This window comes from Pseudomonas sp. MIL19 (genome assembly GCF_028680365.1).
Taxonomy (GTDB): Bacteria; Pseudomonadota; Gammaproteobacteria; order Pseudomonadales; family Pseudomonadaceae; genus Aquipseudomonas; species Aquipseudomonas spirodelae.
Window position 1 is genome coordinate 55775 of sequence record NZ_JAPPVG010000006.1, and the last position, 19009, is coordinate 74783.

General features: G+C 60.1%; 19 protein-coding genes. 5 read left to right on the plus strand and 14 right to left on the minus strand.

Going from position 1 to position 19009, the window contains the following annotated elements; all coding sequences use genetic code 11:
• Nucleotides 1-3 precede the first annotated feature (3 nt).
• A complete protein-coding gene (locus N1078_RS06355; RefSeq protein WP_274087365.1) occupies nt 4-954 on the minus strand; it encodes an SDR family oxidoreductase in 951 nt (316 codons plus the stop codon).
• A gap of 207 nt (nt 955-1161) precedes the next feature.
• Here N1078_RS06355 and N1078_RS06360 point away from each other — a divergent pair, with 207 nt between their 5' ends.
• Both N1078_RS06360 and N1078_RS06365 read left to right on the plus strand, forming a co-directional pair.
• Entirely contained in the window at nt 1162-1509 is a 348-nt protein-coding gene (locus tag N1078_RS06360) for a VOC family protein (protein WP_274087366.1), read from the plus strand.
• A 12-nt stretch (nt 1510-1521) separates the two neighbouring features.
• The gene (locus N1078_RS06365) at nt 1522-2535 is read left to right on the plus strand and encodes a DUF5924 family protein (protein WP_274087367.1); all 1014 of its coding nucleotides are present in this window, start codon (nt 1522-1524) and stop codon (nt 2533-2535) included.
• A gap of 97 nt (nt 2536-2632) precedes the next feature.
• Here N1078_RS06365 and N1078_RS06370 read toward each other — a convergent pair whose 3' ends face one another.
• The 5 genes from N1078_RS06370 to N1078_RS06390 form a co-directional block, all read right to left on the minus strand.
• The gene (locus N1078_RS06370; RefSeq protein ID WP_274087368.1) at nt 2633-3862 is read right to left on the minus strand and encodes a nucleoside recognition domain-containing protein; all 1230 of its coding nucleotides are present in this window, start codon (nt 3860-3862) and stop codon (nt 2633-2635) included.
• 198 nt (nt 3863-4060) lie between these two features.
• On the minus strand, nt 4061-4519 hold the full coding sequence (locus N1078_RS06375) for an inhibitor of vertebrate lysozyme family protein (protein WP_274087369.1): 459 nt from the start codon (nt 4517-4519) through the stop codon (nt 4061-4063).
• 10 nt (nt 4520-4529) lie between these two features.
• The gene (locus N1078_RS06380) at nt 4530-4694 is read right to left on the minus strand and encodes a DUF1328 domain-containing protein (RefSeq protein ID WP_274087370.1); all 165 of its coding nucleotides are present in this window, start codon (nt 4692-4694) and stop codon (nt 4530-4532) included.
• Nucleotides 4695-4778: 84 nt separating this feature from the next.
• Nucleotides 4779-5213 carry a ferritin-like domain-containing protein gene (locus N1078_RS06385; protein WP_274087371.1) on the minus strand — a complete coding sequence of 145 codons (435 nt, stop codon included), beginning with the start codon at nt 5211-5213 and terminating at the stop codon, nt 4779-4781.
• Between the two features lie 79 nt (nt 5214-5292).
• Complete coding sequence (locus N1078_RS06390) at nt 5293-6129, minus strand: BON domain-containing protein (RefSeq protein WP_274087372.1); 837 nt, start codon at nt 6127-6129, stop codon at nt 5293-5295.
• Nucleotides 6130-6361: 232 nt separating this feature from the next.
• On the opposite strand from N1078_RS06390, the gene algB reads away from it, so the two are divergent.
• Together algB and N1078_RS06400 are read left to right on the plus strand one after the other, a co-directional pair.
• Complete coding sequence (gene algB, locus N1078_RS06395; RefSeq protein ID WP_274087373.1) at nt 6362-7708, plus strand: sigma-54-dependent response regulator transcription factor AlgB; 1347 nt, start codon at nt 6362-6364, stop codon at nt 7706-7708.
• On the plus strand, nt 7705-9480 hold the full coding sequence (locus tag N1078_RS06400) for an ATP-binding protein (RefSeq protein ID WP_274087374.1): 1776 nt from the start codon (nt 7705-7707) through the stop codon (nt 9478-9480). The genes algB and N1078_RS06400 overlap by 4 nt, the downstream gene beginning before the upstream one ends.
• Before the next feature lie 136 nt (nt 9481-9616).
• Here N1078_RS06400 and N1078_RS06405 read toward each other — a convergent pair whose 3' ends face one another.
• From N1078_RS06405 to N1078_RS06415, 3 genes are all read right to left on the minus strand, one after another.
• On the minus strand, nt 9617-11101 hold the full coding sequence (locus N1078_RS06405) for a nucleobase:cation symporter-2 family protein (protein WP_274087375.1): 1485 nt from the start codon (nt 11099-11101) through the stop codon (nt 9617-9619).
• 207 nt (nt 11102-11308) lie between these two features.
• A complete protein-coding gene (locus N1078_RS06410; protein ID WP_274087376.1) occupies nt 11309-12094 on the minus strand; it encodes an N-acetylmuramoyl-L-alanine amidase in 786 nt (261 codons plus the stop codon).
• Complete coding sequence (locus N1078_RS06415; RefSeq protein WP_274087377.1) at nt 12091-12684, minus strand: MarC family protein; 594 nt, start codon at nt 12682-12684, stop codon at nt 12091-12093. The genes N1078_RS06410 and N1078_RS06415 overlap by 4 nt, the downstream gene beginning before the upstream one ends.
• Before the next feature lie 178 nt (nt 12685-12862).
• Here N1078_RS06415 and N1078_RS06420 point away from each other — a divergent pair, with 178 nt between their 5' ends.
• Complete coding sequence (locus tag N1078_RS06420) at nt 12863-14281, plus strand: DASH family cryptochrome (protein WP_274087378.1); 1419 nt, start codon at nt 12863-12865, stop codon at nt 14279-14281.
• Nucleotides 14282-14292: 11 nt separating this feature from the next.
• On the opposite strand, the gene N1078_RS06425 is transcribed toward N1078_RS06420, so the two are convergent.
• From N1078_RS06425 to N1078_RS06445, 5 genes are all read right to left on the minus strand, one after another.
• A complete protein-coding gene (locus N1078_RS06425) occupies nt 14293-16206 on the minus strand; it encodes a GGDEF domain-containing protein (RefSeq protein ID WP_274087379.1) in 1914 nt (637 codons plus the stop codon).
• A 15-nt stretch (nt 16207-16221) separates the two neighbouring features.
• Nucleotides 16222-17085 carry an endonuclease/exonuclease/phosphatase family protein gene (locus N1078_RS06430; RefSeq protein ID WP_274087380.1) on the minus strand — a complete coding sequence of 288 codons (864 nt, stop codon included), beginning with the start codon at nt 17083-17085 and terminating at the stop codon, nt 16222-16224.
• Between the two features lie 24 nt (nt 17086-17109).
• On the minus strand, nt 17110-17739 hold the full coding sequence (locus tag N1078_RS06435; RefSeq protein WP_274087381.1) for a thiol:disulfide interchange protein DsbA/DsbL: 630 nt from the start codon (nt 17737-17739) through the stop codon (nt 17110-17112).
• A gap of 153 nt (nt 17740-17892) precedes the next feature.
• Nucleotides 17893-18498: a c-type cytochrome gene (locus N1078_RS06440; RefSeq protein ID WP_274087382.1), complete on the minus strand. Its 606-nt coding sequence runs from the start codon at nt 18496-18498 to the stop codon at nt 17893-17895.
• A gap of 45 nt (nt 18499-18543) precedes the next feature.
• On the minus strand, nt 18544-18834 hold the full coding sequence (locus N1078_RS06445; RefSeq protein ID WP_274087383.1) for a c-type cytochrome: 291 nt from the start codon (nt 18832-18834) through the stop codon (nt 18544-18546).
• Nucleotides 18835-19009 lie beyond the last annotated feature (175 nt).

Sequence of the window (19009 nt, forward strand, 5' to 3'; positions counted from 1 at the left end):
ACCTCAAAGCCCCTGCGCCCGCAAGAACGCTAAAAACGCCTCGCGCGAGCTGTAGCGTGGGCTAAAGCCGAATTCCTGTTTAAGCCGACGATTGCTCAGCACCGGGCGATAACGCAGAAAATCCACCTGCTCCGGGCCGTAGGGGCTGAGGCCGAGGGGTTTCAGCACGCGTAATGCGGCGCGGATCAGCCAGGCTGGCAGGGCGCGATACGGTTTACCGAGCAGTTCGGCGATGTCCTTGAGTGACAGCGCGCCGTCGCCGGCCAGGTTGAAGATGCCGGCGCTCTGCTGGCGCAGGCCGCGGCAGATGATGTCCACCACATCCTGATCCCAGATAAATACGAAGCGGCTGTCGCTACCACGGATGCCCAGCACTGCGCGTTGCTTAAACAGCTCGGTAATCTGATTGTTCACCCGCTTACCCAAAATGGTGCCGGGGCGCAGCACCAGCTGCTTGAGTTGCGGATGCTGCACCCGTGCCTCGGCCAGCAGCAGCTCTACTTCGCGCTTGTGCTTGGCGTAAGCGAACTGCGCATGGCCATGCAGCGGTTGGTCTTCGTCCAGCCACTCGGCGTTTTGCGGGCCATAGCCATAGGCGGCGCCGGAGCTGGTGACGATCAGCTGTTCAACGCCATGTGCCGCCGCCGCGCGGATCAGCGCCTGGGTGCCGCCGACATCGATGGCATGCAAGTGCGCTTCGCTCATGCCGGGCGGTGGGGTGACCACCGAAGCCAGGTGCACGACAGCCTGCGGTTGCCAGGTGGCTATACAGTTTTCCACCGCCGCCGGCTGGCTAATATCGAGCAGCACCGGCTCGATATTCAGCTTCATCCCCGCGCGGTTCTGCGGGCGTATATCGGCGGCAATCAGTGTCCACTGCGGCTGCTGAATAGCCAGTTGGTTAAGCAGTTGCTGGCCGATATAGCCAGCCGCACCGGTGATTAAAACGCGCATTAACCTCTCCCTATGCAGCGCGACCACGTGGCACGCGGGGCTGCGTTTCTACCGACTGTATTTACCCATTGCAGGCTATCGGGTGGGGTGCGGGGAGGCAGTGGCAAGGCTGGCCAAACACTATGGCCAAAGGCGACAGATGCTTACGCCCTGGTGTGCTGGGCGCGCTATGCTCTGCGCCCGATCGTTCGCCTAGGGATAGCGACCATGAGCCAAACCGAACAGAACCTGCGGATCGACTACATCGAATTCGCCGCCGTTGATCTGCCTGCGCTCAAGCAGTTCTATGAAAAGGTCTTCGGCTGGCGCTTTACCGACTACGGTCCGCACTACAGCAGCTTTACCGACGGACGCATGACGGGCGGCTTTACCACCGACAGCACTGTGGGGTGCGGGCCGCTGGTGGTGATTTACGCCACCGATCTGCAAGGCGTGTGTGCTCAGGTAGCCGCAGCGGGTGGGCAGATCACTCAGGCAATCTTCAGTTTCCCCGGTGGCCGGCGCTTTGAGTTCAAAGACCCCAGCGGCAACCGTCTGGCCGTCTGGTCGGAATAATCGAGTCAAGCCATGCCCGCACTGAAACAACAGTTTTTCAAGCTGATCGCCCTGGTACAACGCAACCCCGGGCTGGTCGCGATCTTCGGCTTTGCCTCGGGGCTGGCGAGCTTTCTGCTGGTCGAGCGCCAGGCCGAACTGGCGCGGGTGCTGGCATTGGTAATGCTGGTCAGCTGGCTGTGGCTGATCATGGAAAACATCCTGCGCGAGCGCATCGCCCAGTGGTTCGGCTTCGAGTTACCGCCGCCGCTGTTGCGCTACGCGACGCAGATGATCCACCAGGAGAGCCTGTTCTTCGTTCTGCCGTTCTTCTTTATTACCACCACCTGGAACAGCGGCCAGTTGCTGTTCAGCGGCCTACTGGCTTGCGCGGCGCTGATCTCGATCATCGACCCGCTGTACTACAAATGGCTGGCGCCCAAGCGCTGGCTGTTTCTCGCCTATCACACCCTGGCCCTGTTCGCCGTGCTACTCACGGCGCTGCCGATCATCTTCAAACTGACCACGCCGCAGAGCTATCAACTGGCGTTAGCGGCGGCGGTGATTCTGTCGTTTCCCTCACTGTTCACGATCATCACCGTGCAACGCTGGTGGCGGGGCTTACTGCTGATTGGGATGACCCTGGCCATTGGCGCAGGCGGCTGGCTGGTACGCGTCTGGGTGCCGCCCGCGACCCTATGGCTGACCGAGGTGGCGGTCACCAGCGAATTCGACAACCAGAACCGCGCGCCGGGCGAAAGCATCAAGCAATTGAGCGTGGCGCAACTGCGCAGCCAGGGCCTGTTCGCCTACACCGCGATCAACGCACCGCGTGGGTTGAATGAGCGGATTTATCACGTGTGGCGCCGCGATGGCGGCGAAGTCGAGCGCATCGCCCTGAATATCCACGGCGGACGCAAAGAAGGCTATCGCGCCTGGACCCACAAACAGAACTTCCCGGCCGATGCCGTGGGCCGCTGGCAGGTGCAGGTGCTGACCGAGGCCGGGCAGATGATTGGCGTGCTGCGGTTTAAGGTGGTGGAGTAACCATCAGATAAACCTATCTGAGCTCTCGCGAGCTAGAGCCCTGCAAGCCCGTTTTTAACGCCGCAGGGCCGACGCGCAGCAGAGCGTTGCCGTACACCTAACCGAAGAACCAGTAGCAGACGGATATGGCGGCTACCACACCGGCAAACTCGGCCAGTAGCGCACAGCCCACGGCATGTCGTACGCGCTGAATGCCGACCGCACCGAAGTAAACCGCCAACACGTAGAAGGTGGTTTCTGTGCTGCCCTGCACCGTGGCGGCGATCAACGCGGGGAAGCTGTCGACACCCTGGGTTTGCATGGTTTCAATCAGCATGGCGCGCGCTGCGCTGCCGGAGAAGGGTTTGACCATGGCCGTGGGCAGCGCTTCAACAAAGCGCGTGTCCCAGCCAATCGCCTCGACCAGCCAGCGAATGCCGTCGAGGCCAAACTCCAGCGCGCCGGAGGCCCGCAACACGCCAATCGCGCAGAGCATGGCCACCAGATAAGGCAGCAGGCTCTTGGCCACGTCGAAGCCTTCTTTCGCGCCTTCGATAAACTCCTCGTACACCGGCACTTTCTTCAACGCGCCCATCAGCAGAAACAGCAGGATGATGCCGAATAGAGTGAGGTTGCCGGCCAGCGACGAGAGGGCCGCCAGCGCCGTGGCTGACATGCCGGCGAGCAGCGCCATAAAGGCACCCAGCGCCAGCGCGCCGGGCACCAAGTAGGCCAGCACTACCGGATCCCACAGGCGCAGACGCTGCATCAGCGCCACCGACAGCAGGCCGACCAGGGTCGAGGCGCTAGTGGCCAACAGAATGGGTAGGAATACCAGGGTTGGATCAGGCGCCCCCTGTTGGGCGCGGTACATAAAGATGGTCACCGGCAACAGGGTCAACGACGAGGCGTTGAGCACCAGAAAGAGTATTTGCGCGTTACTGGCCGTGGTACTGCTGGGGTTGAGCGTCTGCAGAGCACGCATGGCCTTGAGGCCAATCGGCGTGGCGGCGTTGTCCAGGCCCAGGCCATTGGCGGCGAAGTTCATGGTGATCAAACCAAGAGCCGGATGACCACGCGGCACTTCTGGCATCAGCCGCGCAAACAGCGGGCCGAGCATCCGCGCTAGGGCATCGACCAGGCCGGCTTTTTCAGCGATACGCAGCAGGCCGAGCCACAAGGTCAGGGTGCCGAACAGCAGCACCATGACCTCAACCGACAGCTTGGCCATGGCAAACAGGCTCTCGACCATGGCGGCAAACACCGCCGGGTCATCACCGAGTAACCAGCGCGACAGCCCGGCAATGGCCGCCACCACGAAAAACCCCAGCCACAGGCCGTTGAGCATGCTGTCTCTCCCCAATCAATGGGCGCGATGATAGCGCGGCTGATGCAGATGGGGTGTGGTGTTGGGGCTTTTCATCGCGCCCATGTGGCGTATGGGCCGGATATGTCGAGGTTATATGGGAGGCGCTCCGTTTGAGCCGCGATTGACCTTGAAGGCGCTGAACGCCTCGCGGCTAAAGCCCCTCCCACAGCCGCACCACTAATACCAGTTAGGGTCGCTTTTCAGCTGCTCTTGCAGCAGCTGCTGAGTCGCTTCGTCTGGCTCACCCAGCCAGCGCAGGGTGGCGTGTTGGCTGGGCGCTTTGTCCGCCGGCAGGCCGTCGGGCAATTGCACATACAGGCCATAGGCTTCGTCCTTGTCCCAGCTGAAAGCCACATAGAGGCGCTGGTTGAAGCAGTTTTGCGCTTCGCACAGCTGGCCGACCAGGTATTTGTCGCCGTCGTCTTCCAGGCCCTGCATGGGGCTGGCGATACCATTGAGGTTGAGCACCCACTCCGGCAGACGGCTTTCGTCTTCAACCAGTTCCTGCCAGCTCTGCTGGTAGGCCGGGTCACTGGCGAGCAGTTCGTTAAGGCGGAATTGGCCATCGGTATCCGCGGCCAAAGCCGCCGCACTGCCGCCCAGCAACAGGGCGGCAAGCAGCGTCTTGAAGGTCATGGGAACTCCTTTAACCGCGCGGCCGACGGCCGATGATGAAGGAGACGATAAACATCACCAGGAACACCACGAAGAGAATCTTCGCGATACCCGTAGCGGTGCCGGCGATACCGCCAAAGCCCAGAACGGCAGCGATGATGGCAATGATCAGAAAGGTAATGGCCCAACTCAACATGGCGAAACTCCTTCTCTACTCAAGTGTGCGCCGCGGCGCGAGATGACCCGGTGTAGCACTGGCCACACCGGGCCGGGCTTGCTGTTACTGCATGGACTGCTTCAGGTTGCGCATGCGGTCATGGCTGGCGCGCACTTTGGGCATTTCGGCCGCGAGCAGGGCTTGCACGCCCGGCTCGGCACTTTCCAGCGCATCCTCAAAGGCATGCAGAATGCGGTCTTCAGCCTCTTCCAGTTGCGCCACGTAGGTGGCCTCGGTGTCGCTGACCAAGTTGGCCTTGGTATCGGCATACACTTGGCGCAGCTTGCCGATGAAGGTGCCGCCGTCAGCGGGTTTCTGCTGGTTGGCGGCGACTTTTACCGACAGCGCGCGGATCAGCTCGGTCTTGTTCTGTGACATGTCACGGAACAGCGCCTGCAAGCGCACATCTTTCACTTCGTCGTGGGCGTGCTGATAAAAGCGCTGGCCGTCACGGGTAATTTCAATCAGCTCGTTCAGTTGCTGGATTTTGTCAGTCATGGTGACGCTCCTCTGGCTGGAACGGCGGCGGTAACCGCCTTAAAAGTTGACTGCCGCGGATAAGCGACAGCCCGCTGAATTAGCTCTCGATGCGCAATGCATCAGCGTCTACGCCGCGCACACCACGGATGTTGCGCGCGGTTTCTACGGCCAATTGTTTTTCGGCATTACTCAGCACCAGGCCGCTCAGGTTGACCATGCCGTTCTGGGTATCCACGGTGATGCTCAGGCCGTCCAAGTTGCGGCTGTAGATCAGGCTGGATTTAACCTTGCTGGTAATCCACGCATCACTGATCGCCGCAGCCGCGTCATCCGCCGCGTCTTGTGCCTTGGCCGCGGTGCTGTCGGCGGCGCTCACGCTTAACAGGTTGCTCACCTCACGCACGCCATCAGTGTTGGCGGCCAAGCGGCCCGCCAGCTCCTTGGCCTGCGGCGTTTGCGCGCTACCGTTCAAGGTCACCTTGCCGTTCTCGGCATCAACATTGATGTCCAGGCCCTCGGTGTTGCTGTTCCACAGCAGCTTGGACTTAACGGTGGCCGCCAGCGTGGCGTCTTCAAAACGCTGCGCCATATTCGGTTCGCTGCTGGCTTTGGCCTCGAACTTCGGGTCCAGATTGAGCTGGTTGTTGACCTTGTTTACGCCCTCGACACCCAGGGCAATCTGCTCAGCCAAATCACGTTCGACCGAATTTTCCACGGTGCCGCTGATGGTCGCAGTGCCGTTCTCGACATCCACATCAATGGCGAACGGGTTGAGATGACGATTGAGGGCGAATGCAGTCCACACCGAGCCTTCCTGGCGAGCCGCACTGAGCTCACGGCTCATATCACCCTCTGCGGCAAATGCGCTGAACGGCACCAGCGCGATCATCCCGGCGGTCGCGGTGGCCAAGGCCAGAGTCTTTAACTTATGCATGGCAGTTCCTCCAATGGATTGCAGTGTCTGTGTCGCTGTGGGCGACTTACACCTCACTGTCGCAAGGCCCATGCCAGGCCATAAGAAAATAATAAAACCATTAAAATCAATTACTTATGGAAGCAAAAAGAAACCGACCAGTGTGCAAGCTGCATGATTGCCTACTCTGCGCCGTGCAACTTGCACGACAGATCACGGACTAAGCCTCAGTACCCCCGCCAAGGAGAGCACTATGAACACCTCTTCACAGCCCCTCGGTCGCATTCTGCTAGTCGATGATGAGCCCGCCATCCTGCGCACCTTCCGTTACTGCCTGGAAGACCAGGGCTATCAGGTCAGCACGGCCAACAGTGCAGCCCAGGCCGACGCGTTATTACTGCGCCAGGTGTTTGATCTGTGCTTTCTCGACCTGCGCCTCGGCAACGACGACGGCATGGAGGTCCTCACCCACATGCGCGTGCAAGCCCCCTGGATGCGGGTGGTGATGATTACCGCGCACTCCGCGATCGACACCGCTGTGGACGCGATCCAGGCCGGCGCCGCGGATTACCTGGTGAAGCCGTGCAGCCCCGAGCAATTGCGCCTGGCTGCCAGCAAACAGCTGGAAGCTCGGCACATGGCCGAGCGCCTGGAGCACCTCGAAGGCCATGCGCGTAAGCCCGGCGAAGGTTTGGACTCGCACAACCCCGCCATGATGACGGTGCTGCAAACCGCGAAGCAGGTGGCCGACACCGATGCCAATATCCTGATTCTCGGCGAGTCCGGCACTGGCAAGGGGGAGCTGGCCCAGGCCATCCACAGCTGGAGCAAGCGCGCGAAAAAGTCCTGCGTGACCATCAACTGCCCCTCCTTGAGCGCCGAGCTGATGGAGAGCGAACTGTTCGGGCACAACCGCGGCTCGTTTACCGGCGCCACCGAAAGCACTCAGGGCCGCGTCAGCCAGGCCGATGGCGGAACCCTGTTTCTCGATGAAATCGGCGACTTCCCACTAGCCCTGCAACCGAAGCTGCTGCGCTTTATTCAGGACAAGGTCTACGAACGCATTGGCGACCCGCAAACCCGCGAGGCTGATGTGCGCATCGTCGCGGCGACCAACCTCAACCTCGACGAGATGGTCAAACAAGGTCAGTTCCGTGAAGACCTGCTGTACCGCTTAAATGTCATCACCCTGACCCTGCCCGCGCTGCGCGAGCGCCGCGAAGACATCATGGTGCTGGCCGAGCGCTTTCTCGCGCGCTTTGTCAGCGACTATGCACGGCCCGTGCGGGCCTTCAGTGATGCGGCGCGCGAGGCGCTGCTCAGCTACGCCTGGCCAGGCAACATTCGCGAATTACGCAATGTGGTCGAGCGCGCCAGCATCCTCTGCGCAGAGGAGCAGGTGCAGGTCAGCCACCTCGGCCTCACCCCCAATACCGAGTTGAACAGCCCGCAGGCCGGCGCGCAGATGAGCTTGGAGGCATTGGAGAAAGCCCATATCAGCGCGGTAATGGCCAATAGCGGCACGCTCGACCAAGCCGCTAAAACACTGGGCATCGACGCCTCAACGCTGTACCGCAAACGCAAGCAGCTCGACCTATGAGGTTGCGTAACCAGCTGTTCATCAGCGGTGGAGCCTTGGTCACGGCCGCGTTGGTCGGGTTACTGCTGGGCATGTTCAGCATCTGGCAGTTGAGCAAAAGCCAAAATGAAGCCATGACCCGCAACATGAACATCATCGATGCCTCACTCGGCCTGCGCCAAGAGATGGGCATCCAGGTCAGCCTGATCATTGCCGACAAGCTCGACCGGCCAGCATTGAAAGCCTCGGATGCTCGCTTTAATGCATGGCTGCGCAAAGCCGCAAACGACTCTACAAATGCCAACGATCATCAGGCGGTGATCGCGATCCAGCGCACCTATGATGTCTATCAAAAGTTTCTAGACTCGCCCGCCGAGGTACGCCGCAACCTGCTCAAAAACGATGACTTCACCCTGGCCCTGCGCGCGTTGCGCGACCGCATCAATGACATGCAAATGCACTACGTCAGCCAGGTGCATCTTGAGCAACAGAACGCTCGCGAACGCACCTGGCTGATTATCGCGCTGCTCGGCCTGATCGGCCTGGCGGTGTTATTGATCAGCTTTGTCACTGCACACAGCGTTGCCCGCCGCCTTGGCCGACCCATTGAGGAACTGGCTATCGCCGCGGACCAGATCGGCCGCGGCGACTTTCACGTCAGCCTGCCCACGCCCCCGGTCACCGAAATCGCCTCACTGAGCCAGCGCTTCGGGTTAATGGCCGAAGCGCTGCGGGCCTTTAAAAACAGTGATATCCAGGCCCTAAAAGCCGAGCAACAACGCCTTAACGCGGTACTCGACAGCATCGACGATGGCCTGCTGATCTTCGATCGCCAAGGTGACGTCGAACACTTCAACCCGGTGGCGCAACGCCAGTTGGCCTGGGACGCAAGCCAACTCGGCCAACGCGCCGCATTGACCCTGCAGCACTCAGACCTGCAAACCCAGTTGCACCGGGTGCTACAAGGCAAACCGCTGGAAGAGGCGTTGGACGACCTGCAGGTCGACATCGAGGGTGAGCAACGTCTGCTGGCCTACAGCCTCGCGGCGGTCAGCCACGACGGCGAACGTCCCTCCGGCGCGGTGATGGTGCTGCGCGATGTCACCGAACAACGCGCGTTCGAGCGGGTGCGCAGCGAGTTTGTGCTGCGCGCCTCCCACGAGCTGCGCACCCCAGTGACCGGCATGCTGATGGCGTTCTCGCTGCTGCAGGAGCGCATGCAATACCCCGAGGACAGCCGTGAGGCTGACCTGCTCAGCACCGTGGACGAAGAGATGCAGCGCCTGTTACGCCTGATCAATGATCTGCTGAATTTCTCGCGTTACCAGAACGGCCTGCAAAGCCTTGAACGAGTCGAGTGCAGCGTCGAGCCGCTGCTGCGTCTAACCCAGCAGCGTTTCACCATGCAAGCAGCGCAGTTACAGGTGACGCTGCACCTCGAAGCAGAAGAAGACTTACCGCTGTTGCAGGTCGATCCACTGCAAATCGAACGGGTGCTCGACAACCTGATCGGCAATGCCTTGCGGCACACGCACCCTGGCGGCACGGTGCACCTACGTGCCCGCCGGCGGGATAAGCGCGTCGAGCTAAGCGTGAGTGATGATGGTGAGGGCATTCCCTTTCGCCAACAGGCGCGGATTTTCGAGCCATTCGTGCAGGTCAGCCGCAAAAAGGGCGGTGCAGGCCTGGGCCTGGCGCTGTGCAAAGAGATTGTGCAATTGCACGGCGGTTACATCGGGGTGAAATCTCAGGTGGGCCAGGGCACGCAGTTCTTTGTACTACTGCCCACCTAAGACGCTCTTGCTGCGCACCCACTTGTGCAGCCTGGCACCCGCCACACATGAGAACGCCGCCTTAAAGGCGGCGTTCTCATGTTACTGGCGACGCGTACCGGCTCACCCTTGGCTCAGGTTTAGTCGCGCAACGGGCCTAATGGCTAGCGGCATCCTTGACCAGCGGCACTTCTTTGCCTTCAGCATCGAACAACTTACCGCCCTTGAAGTAGTCACCGTCGTTCAAGGCCGCCACATCCTGGAAGCCCAAGGTGCGTTCGCTGGCCGCCACGAAGACCGACTGATTCTCGGAGTTGCCGGTCTTGAAGTGGTTGAACAGCAGGTTGAGCGCAATGGCCATGATCGCAGCCGAGCTGATGCCCGAGTGGAAAATGGTTTCAAACCAGGATGGGAACTGGTGATAGAAGGTCGGTGCGGCGATGGGGATCATGCCGAAACCAATCGAGGTGGCGACAATGATCAGGTTCATGTTGTTGCGGTAATCAACCTTGGACAGCGTGCGAATACCGCTCGCCGCCACAGTACCGAACAACACCACACCGGCCCCGCCCAAGACTGACGTTGGCACCGCCGCCACCAGGCGACCCATGATCGGCAGCAGCCCCAGGGTCACCAGAATCAAGCCCGCCGACGCCACCACATAACGACTCTTGACCCCGGTCACAGCCACCAAGCCGACGTTCTGGGCAAAGGCACTCTGGGTGAAGGAGCCGAAGATCGGCGCGAATACGCTGGAGATCATGTCAGCCCGCAGGCCATTGCCGAGGCGCTTGGAGTCAACCTTGGTTTCGATGATGTCACCGACCGCGAGGATGTCCGCCGAGGTTTCCACCAGGGTGACGATGATCACAATACACATCGAGATAATGGCCGCGACGTGAAAGGTCGGCATGCCGAAATGGAACGGCGAAGGCAAGGCGAATATCGGCCCTTGAGACACCTTGGAAAAATCCGCCATACCCAGCGCTACGGCGACCAGGGTACCGATGATCATGGCCAGCAGGATCGACAGGCGCGAGATGCTGGCACTGCCCACTTTGCTCAGCAGCAGCACGGTAGCCAGGGTCAGCGCGGCCAGGCCGATATTGGCCATGCTGCCGAAGTCGGCGGCCTGGCTGTTGCCACCCATCGCCCAACGCGCAGCTACCGGCATCAGGGTCAGGCCGATAATGGTGATGACAATACCGTTGACCAGCGGCGGGAAGAATTTGGTAATGCGCGAAAACACCGGGGTAATCAACAGCCCGATCAGCGAGGCGGCAATCACCGCACCGAATACGGCTTGCAGGCCACCCTCACCTCCGCTACCGAGAATCGCAACCATGGTCGCCACGCCGGCAAAGGACACGCCCTGGACCAGCGGCAATTGCGAACCGAAGAAGGGTAACCCGAGCGTTTGTAACAAGGTTGCCAAACCACCGGCAAACAGCGAAGCCGCGATCAGCAGGCCGATATCCGCCGGCGACAGCCCTGCGGCCTGACCAATGATCAGCGGTACTGCAACGATGCCGCCATACATGGTCAGCACATGCTGCAGGCCATAAGCGAAGTTGGCACCGATACCGAGGTTTTCATCTTCCGGACGCGACGTAGAAGACGGCGTAACAGGTGAAGTCGTCATGCTGAGGATCTCGCTGTTGTTCTTGTGCGTACAATGTAGACAAAGAAAAAACCTCTTGGCTACAACTTTGTATACATTTTACAAAATAACAGTTTCAGCAGAACGATTACTAGAATCTCAGTCAAAAACAGACGTCCACACATAAAAAAAACGCCGAAGCAGTCACTGCTTCTGCGTTTGTTAACAAGTAGCACCCCAGCTAGGCACTCAGTGCTGCGCAGCCATCCCGGCCAGAACCACCAATAACGCAGCCGTCTGCGCATCCGGCTCGCCGTCATAACGGGCTGGGCGGTACTTCATCTGCAAGGCGGCAATCACGTTGCGCGTGGCCGGGTCCAATTCACCGTGCCGGGGCACGGCATAGCCCTGGCGTGCCAGTTGCTCCTGAAACCACTGCACACTCGGCAGGCTGGCACTGAACAGCACTTGCTGGCGCGCCACCTCGACGGGATCCGGCCAGGGCATCAGGCCAGCATCGGCGAGGCGCTTCCAGGGGAACAGCGGACCGGGATCAACCTTGCGCTGTGGGGCAATATCGCTGTGCGCGATGATGCTGCCGGGCGCCAGTTGATGGCGCTGCATGATGTCCTTGAGCAAGACAATCAGCGCGTCGATCTGCGCGGGAGCAAAGGGCTGCCAATGTCGCCCCGTGGGGGTGTCATAAAACCCCTGGTTAACCAGCTCAATGCCAATGGTTGTGCCATTTAGCCAGGTGCGCCCCTGCCACTCGCTCACACCGGCATGCCAGGCGCGGCGATTCTCATCGACCAATCGGTAAATGGTCGCCGGCGCCTCGCCGATCAGGTAATGGCTGCTGACCTCCTCTTCAGTGAGTAACTGCAGTGAGCGCTGCAGATCGGCAGAGGTGTAATGCAGCACGATGTATTGCACCCGGCTGTTCTGGCCGATGGCGGTGTAACTATCATCAATGCGCGGGCCGCTGCTGCAACCGGCCAGTAGCAGGGCTAAAACACTCAAACAAAAAGCTTTCATGGGCTGATATGCAACACGCTTTGCAGGTTATCCAGCAGCATATCGACGCTGAGCATAATCAACAGCATGCCCATCAATCGCTCCACTGCAGTCAACCCGCGAGGTCCGAGAAAACGCTGCAGAAACGAGGCCTGCAACAGAATAAAGGCGGTCAACGCCCAAGCCAGTAGCACCGCCGCGTAAAGCTCCCAGAGCGGCCCTTCATGAGTGTTGCGCAGGGTCATCAATACCGCCAGAGCAGAGGGCCCCGCCACCGCCGGCGTGGCCAGCGGCACCAGCATCGGCTCGCCATCTGGCACATCGCCTAATACCCCCTGCGGGCCGGGGAAGATCAGGCGCATGGCGATGACGAACAGGATGATACCGCCCGCAATTGCCGTTGCCTCGCGCGACAGCCCCAGAGCGCTGAGCACTTTGTCGCCAAAGGTAAGAAACAACAGCAGCAGCGCCAGGGCGAACAACAACTCGCGGGCGGCGACCCACAGGCGGCGCTTGGCCGGTACATTCTTCAGTGCGGCGATAAAGATGGCGATGTTGCCGAAGGGGTCGGTGACCAGAAAGATCAACGCGGCGATGCCGAAAATATCCATGACTACTCCTCTACAGATCGGCACAGTTTAGTGCCTCCCGCAGCAGAAAACGCCTTGGATCAAGCAGAACAGCACAGGCCTTGAGGCCACATGCAAGCGATGCCTGACACTGCTAGACTGGCATCTGTACAAACACAGCAATCCTGTACAGCTTATGTACCAATATGGAGAACACCCAATGCGCGCCTTGCTGTGGTTCAAACAGGATCTCCGCCTTGATGACCACCCCGCCCTCCAGGCGGGCCTGGCGGCCGAGTGCCTGCTGCCGGTGTATGTCCTGGACCCCGCCTTGCTACAGCTCAACGCATTTGGCATGCGCCGCATGGGTGTGCATCGCGCGCGTTTTTTACTGGAAAGCTTGGTGGCGCTGGAGGCTGAATTGCACCAGCGTGGCTCACACCTGCTGGTGGTTATCGGCACACCGCAGCAGGTCATCCCACAACTGGTGGCGCAGTTCAACCTGGACCAGGTGCTGACCCTGGCGGAAATCGCGCCCGACGAACAAGCCCAGGTGGTACAGGTCGCTCAACAACTCGGCCCGATTGCCCTGCAACAATTGCCCGCCAACAACCTGCTGCGCAGCGAAGAACTGCCTTTCAGCCTTGATCAGTTGCCATCAGTGTTTAGTCAGTTCCGCAGCCTGGTCGAAGAACGCTTGCACGTGTTCCAACCGCGTCACGCACCGCAGCGATTGCCGGTATTGCCTGATGGCGCACTGGCACTGATGCAGCCGCTGCCCACGCTCTCTCAGCTGGGCCTGGGTGAGCCACTCAGCGTATCGTCCAGCGCCTTTCCCTTCTCTGGAGGCGAACCAGCCGCCCTCGCCCGACTGCGTGACTACCTGTGGAAGACTCAAGGCGTAAGGCAGTACAAGGACACCCGTAACGGCATGCTAGGCACCGAGTATTCGTCGAAGTTCTCACCCTGGTTGGCCAATGGCAGCCTGTCGGCACGCCGGGTAATCGCCGAGCTGCGCCGTCACGAGGCGCAATACAAGCGCAATGACTCAACGCACTGGCTGTGGGTTGAGATGCTGTGGCGGGATTTCTTCCGCTGGACGCTGCTGCGCCACGGCAGCGCGCTATTCAAAGCGGGCGGCCTCAAGGCTGGCGCGGATACAGTGCAACCTTTGGATCAACGCTTTCAGGACTGGTCGCGCGGGCGTACCGGTATGCCGTTGGTGGATGCCAATATGCGCGAACTGGCCGCCACCGGCTTTATGTCCAACCGCGGTCGGCAGGTGGTTGCCAGTTATTTAATCAATGACCTGCAACAGGATTGGCGCCATGGCGCGGCCTGGTTCGAAGAACACCTGATTGATTACGACCCAGCCAGCAACTGGGGCAACTGGGCCTACCTGGCTGGCGTGGGAAATGACCCACGGCAAAACCGAGTGTTCAATGCGTTGCGCCAAGCACGCATGTACGACCCCGACGCCCAATACGTCAGCCTCTGGCTACCGGAGCTGCGCGACGTACCGCAGGCGCTGCGGCATACACCCTTCCTGCTCGCGGGCGGGCATCTACGCAACCTCGGTTACCCGCAGCTGGGGAACATTCCTGAAAGCTGGAAGCCCTACCTCTACGCCGTGGCTTGAGGTGGCCGGGTTCAGCCCAGCACAACCTGATTACGCCCACCGCCTTTGGCACGGTAGAGCGCCTGGTCGGCGCGCTCAAACACCGTGTCGCTGCCCTCATCATTAGCAAAGGCGGTCAGGCCAGCCGACAGGGTGATGGTCACCCGCTCACCGCGAAAGTGGAACGGGCACTGTTCGACGCCATCCAGCAGGGTTTGCAGCAGTTGCTGGCCGCCCTCCAGAGGCGTCGAAGGGATCAGCAGGACAAACTCCTCGCCGCCAAAGCGCGCAATAAAATCTGTTTTGCGCAGGCGCTTGGATAATTCACCGGCAATGATCTTCAGTACCTTGTCGCCTGCCAAATGGCCGTAGCCGTCATTGATCCGCTTAAAGTGATCGATATCCAGCACGGCCAATAGCAACTCACCGCCATAGCGCTTCCAGCGCGCCATTTCCAACTCCAAGCGCTCGCTCCAACCGGCACGATTGGGCAGACCGGTCAGCGGGTCGATCAGGGCTTTTTGTCGCTGCTCTTCGAGGTGATCACGGAAACTCTGCGCCTCCTGCTCCATATCTGCGACCTTTTGGGTCAGGCTTTGCAGGCGCTGCGCCACTTGTTCTTCATGGCCGTCCCGGTGCTTCTGGTGCGCGCTAACCGTGCTCAGCAAGCCATCCAGACGCGCCTCCAGGGATTGCTTGAGCGTCTGCAGGTCGACGGCATCGAGCACACTGGCCTGCAAACCACTGACTTGTTCACGCAGCTCCTGATTAAAGCTGCGGGCGCTCTCTACAGACTCGCTATAGCCCTCATGCGCTTCACTAAGGGTGCTGAGAAACGATGCTAAGCGCTCATTCAGCTGTTTCAAGTAACCGGCAAACTCACGCTGACCGCTGTCGGTGACGGCCAGCACCAGCACCGCCAAATCGTCCAGCACCGCGACCAATTCGTACCAGTTCAGGCCGCCCTGCACGCGCTGGCGCAGCGCCTCGCCCTGCGGCTGATGCCGCTCCGGCAACTCCAGCTCATCGAGCAGGCCCAGCAGGCTGCTGCCGATATGCGGCGCAACGGCGCTGTAACCTGGCTCGGGAATGGCGGGCAGCGCGTAGGCCGGATCGCCCTCCTCTTGCATCGACAAAACTGCTTCAGAGGCTGAGAGCGTCTGGGGGATCGACGCGGCGGTTGTCGGCGACTCTGACGCCGATTCCGGCTCAGCACTTAGCGTGGCAGGTTCTGCAGGAGCGGATGCGGATGCAGGTGCAGGTGCAGGTGCAGGTGCAGGTGCAGCATTGCTCGGGCGGAGCAACGGCTCAACCGCAGGCGCTGGACTCTCAAGTGGTGTGTCTGGTGCAGATTCTGGCGACGCTGGTTGTGGCCTGTCCACCTGGGCAGGCGCGCTATCAGCAGGGCTGCTTGATGCCGCCTCCTTGCTACCAAACAAGCGCTGCAGGAAACCTGGACGCGCGGTATCTGCCTCATTCTCAATCGTTGCTAGGGCTTGCTGCTGCAGGCGGCTCAACTCACTGAGCAGCGCAGGCAGCTCGCGTGGCTGACTGGCACGCTCTTCGATGCGCTTGGCAAACTGCTTCAGCGCTTTGCGCACCTCACGCGGGGGATCCAAGGCCAGCAACTGATCGGTCAGGCTGGTCATCCCAGACACGTTCAGCTCAAGCCGCTCCTGACGACTTTTCTCAGAGTCGAGCACGGCCTTTTCCAAGCGGGGAATAAGCGCAGACAGGCCGGAATCAATATCGTCGCGACGCAGAATATCGCGCAGCTCCTGCATACACTGGTCGACCGATTTGTCACTGCCCTCGGCCGCCAGCGAGCTGCGCACCAACCCACGCCTCAACAGGTCGAGGCGGGCATTCCAGCGGCGTTCTAGTTTCTCTTGCTGCTCCAAGCTTTCCAGATACTTACTTTTCCAGCGCTGGGCATCATCGGTCATGGTTACAGTCCACGTTCAAGGCTCAATCAGCATAGGCGTTGCAGGCGCAAAGAGTGAAGTGGGCAGGCGAATTTGCACCGCCACTGGCAGGTGGTCAGAAATCGGCTGCGACAGCACCTCGCAGCGCTCCAGCGGCAAGCTGGGGCTGAGCAGAATATGGTCAAGGCAGCGTTGCGGCCGCCAACTGGGGAACGTGGCCTCGATTTGCGGCGCAAACAGCTCAAGATCGCGCAGCGGCGAGAACTGCAGCAGGTCGTTGGCATGGGTGTTCATGTCGCCCATCAGCACAACATGCCGATAATCACTGAGCAACTCACGGATGTAAGCTAACTGACGGGTGCGGGTACGCGCGCCAAGGGACAGGTGCATCATCACCACAGCCACTGCATCCGGACCTTCGCCAAGACGCAACAGCATCGCGCCACGACCAGGCGGGCCGGGCAGCGGATGGTCTTCCATCAGGCTGGGGCGCAAACGACTGAGTACACCATTGCTGTGCTGGGCCAGGCGGCCGAGGTTGCGGTTGAGTTGCTGATACCAATAAGGGAAGGCGCCAAGACGCGCCAGGTGCTCGACCTGATTGACGTAACCCGAACGCAGGCTGCCACCATCGACCTCTTGCAGCGCCACCAGGTCAAAATCACCGAGTAGATCGCCAATCCGTTGCAGATTGCCGCTACGCCCGGCAGCCGGTAGCAAGTGCTGCCAGCTGCGCGTCAGGTAATGGTGGTAACGCTGAGTGCTAATGCCCACCTGAATATTGAAGCTGAGCAGGCGTAGACGGCCATTTTGCGGCCAGTCATCCGCGGGCAGGCAACACGGGTTGACCTGTGCATCGCACAGGCCAACCGCGCGCTTGGCTGGCCAGCGCCTGAGCATTAACGCGTGATCCGCGCGCGCCTGTTACTGCGCGGCGCGCTCTTTGGCAATCAGGTGATCGGCCACTTGCAGGGCCTGCTGAGGGCCACCCGAGCTGCCGATATCGAAACGATATTTACCATTTACGATCATCACTGGTACGCCCGTGATCTGATACGCCATGGCCAGTTTCTTGGCCTTTTCCAGCTGGCTCTTCACGCCAAAGGAGTTGTACGTCTTGAGGAAAGCGTCCTTGTCGACACCTTCAGCCGCGAGGAAATCGGCCATTTCTTCCGGGGTCGCGAGCTTCTTGCCCTGCATGTGAATGGCATCGAATATCGCGCCATGCACCTTGTGCTCAACCTTCATCGCCTCAAGGGTGATGAACAGCTGGCCGTGAACGTTCCACATGCCACCGAACATGGCCGGGATACGCACAAAGTTGACGTCTTCCGGCAGTGTTTCGATCCACGGGTTGATCGTCGACTCGAACTGATAGCAATGCCCACAGCCGTACCAGAACAGCTCAACCACTTCGATTTTGCCGGGCTTTGAAATCGCAACGGGGTTGCTCAGCTCAACATATTGCTTGCCTGCTTCAATCGGCTCGGCATGAGCGCTCAGGCCAAACAGACTGGCGGTGACGAGAGTGGTACTGAGAATCAGGTTACGCATGCGTTACTCCTTGGCTATAAACGGTGCGTGATGACGAACGGAAGTTCGACCCACAAGGCAAACTGGGGTTCCGTGCATTGTAGCGAGCCACACAACGAAAAAGGGCGGCCTGAGCCACCCTATTTCATTACAGCATGTCGCGTTTTCAGCCGATCAGTGCAGACCCTGAATGAAGCTGGATACCGCTTCCATGTCCTTGTTGCTCAGCTTAGCGGCGATCGAGCGCATGATCATGCTGTCGCCGTCATTGGTGCGATTACCTTCGCGGAAATCAGTCAGCTGCTTAGCGATGTAAGTTGCGTGCTGACCACCCAGTTGTGGGTAACCGGCCGCATCCAAGCCCGCGCCGTTAGGCCCGTGGCAGCCGATGCAAGCAGGCATGCCCTCAGCCAACTTGCCACCACGGAACAGCTCGCCGCCACGCTCGACCAGTTTCGGGTCGGCAGCGCCAACACTCATTTTCTGGCTGGCGAAGTAGGCCGAGATATCTTGCAGATCTTGATCACTCATGTTGTCCAGCAAGCCGGTCATTTCCACAATAGGACGTGCACCGGACTTGATGTCATTCAGCTGCTTGAGCAAGTAACGTTCGCCCTGCCCAGCCAGTTTAGGGAAGTTCGGCGCTGCACTGTTGCCATCGGCACCATGACAAGCACCACATACAACAACCTTACCCTGACCGGCTTCAGCATTGCCTGCGGCATGTGCCAGACCGGTGATGCCTAGGGTCAACAGCAGACTCACGAGTACTTTGTTCATCAGCTAATCCAATTTGCGACTAAGAAAAAGAGTTTATGGCCAGGCTTACTCGGACATCAGTTTGATGACCGCTTGGTAATCCTCGGCCGAGCAATCCATACACAGACCGCGAGGCGGCATGGCATTCAGACCATTGGTGACGCTCAGTACCAGCGCATCCATGCCCTTGGCCAGACGCGGCTCCCAGGCAGCTTTATCACCACGCTTCGGCGCGGTTGGGATGGCGCCGCTATGGCACACACCGCACGCACGGGCGTAGACGGCTTCGGGGTCCTGCGCGGCATGCGCACTCAACGACAGTGTCAATGCAGCGGCTACAGTCAGTAATTTTTTCATCAGATCAACCTCATCAGGGAGGGGAACGTACTGCTTTCTACGGGCAGATGATCTAAATCGTTCCCGTGGCCACTTATCCAACTAAAGGGAGAAAGCGCACACAAAATCTGCGCCATTATATACTGGCGTCATTGAAACGGAAACGACGCAGCTTGCCGCGCTTCGCACAGACAGG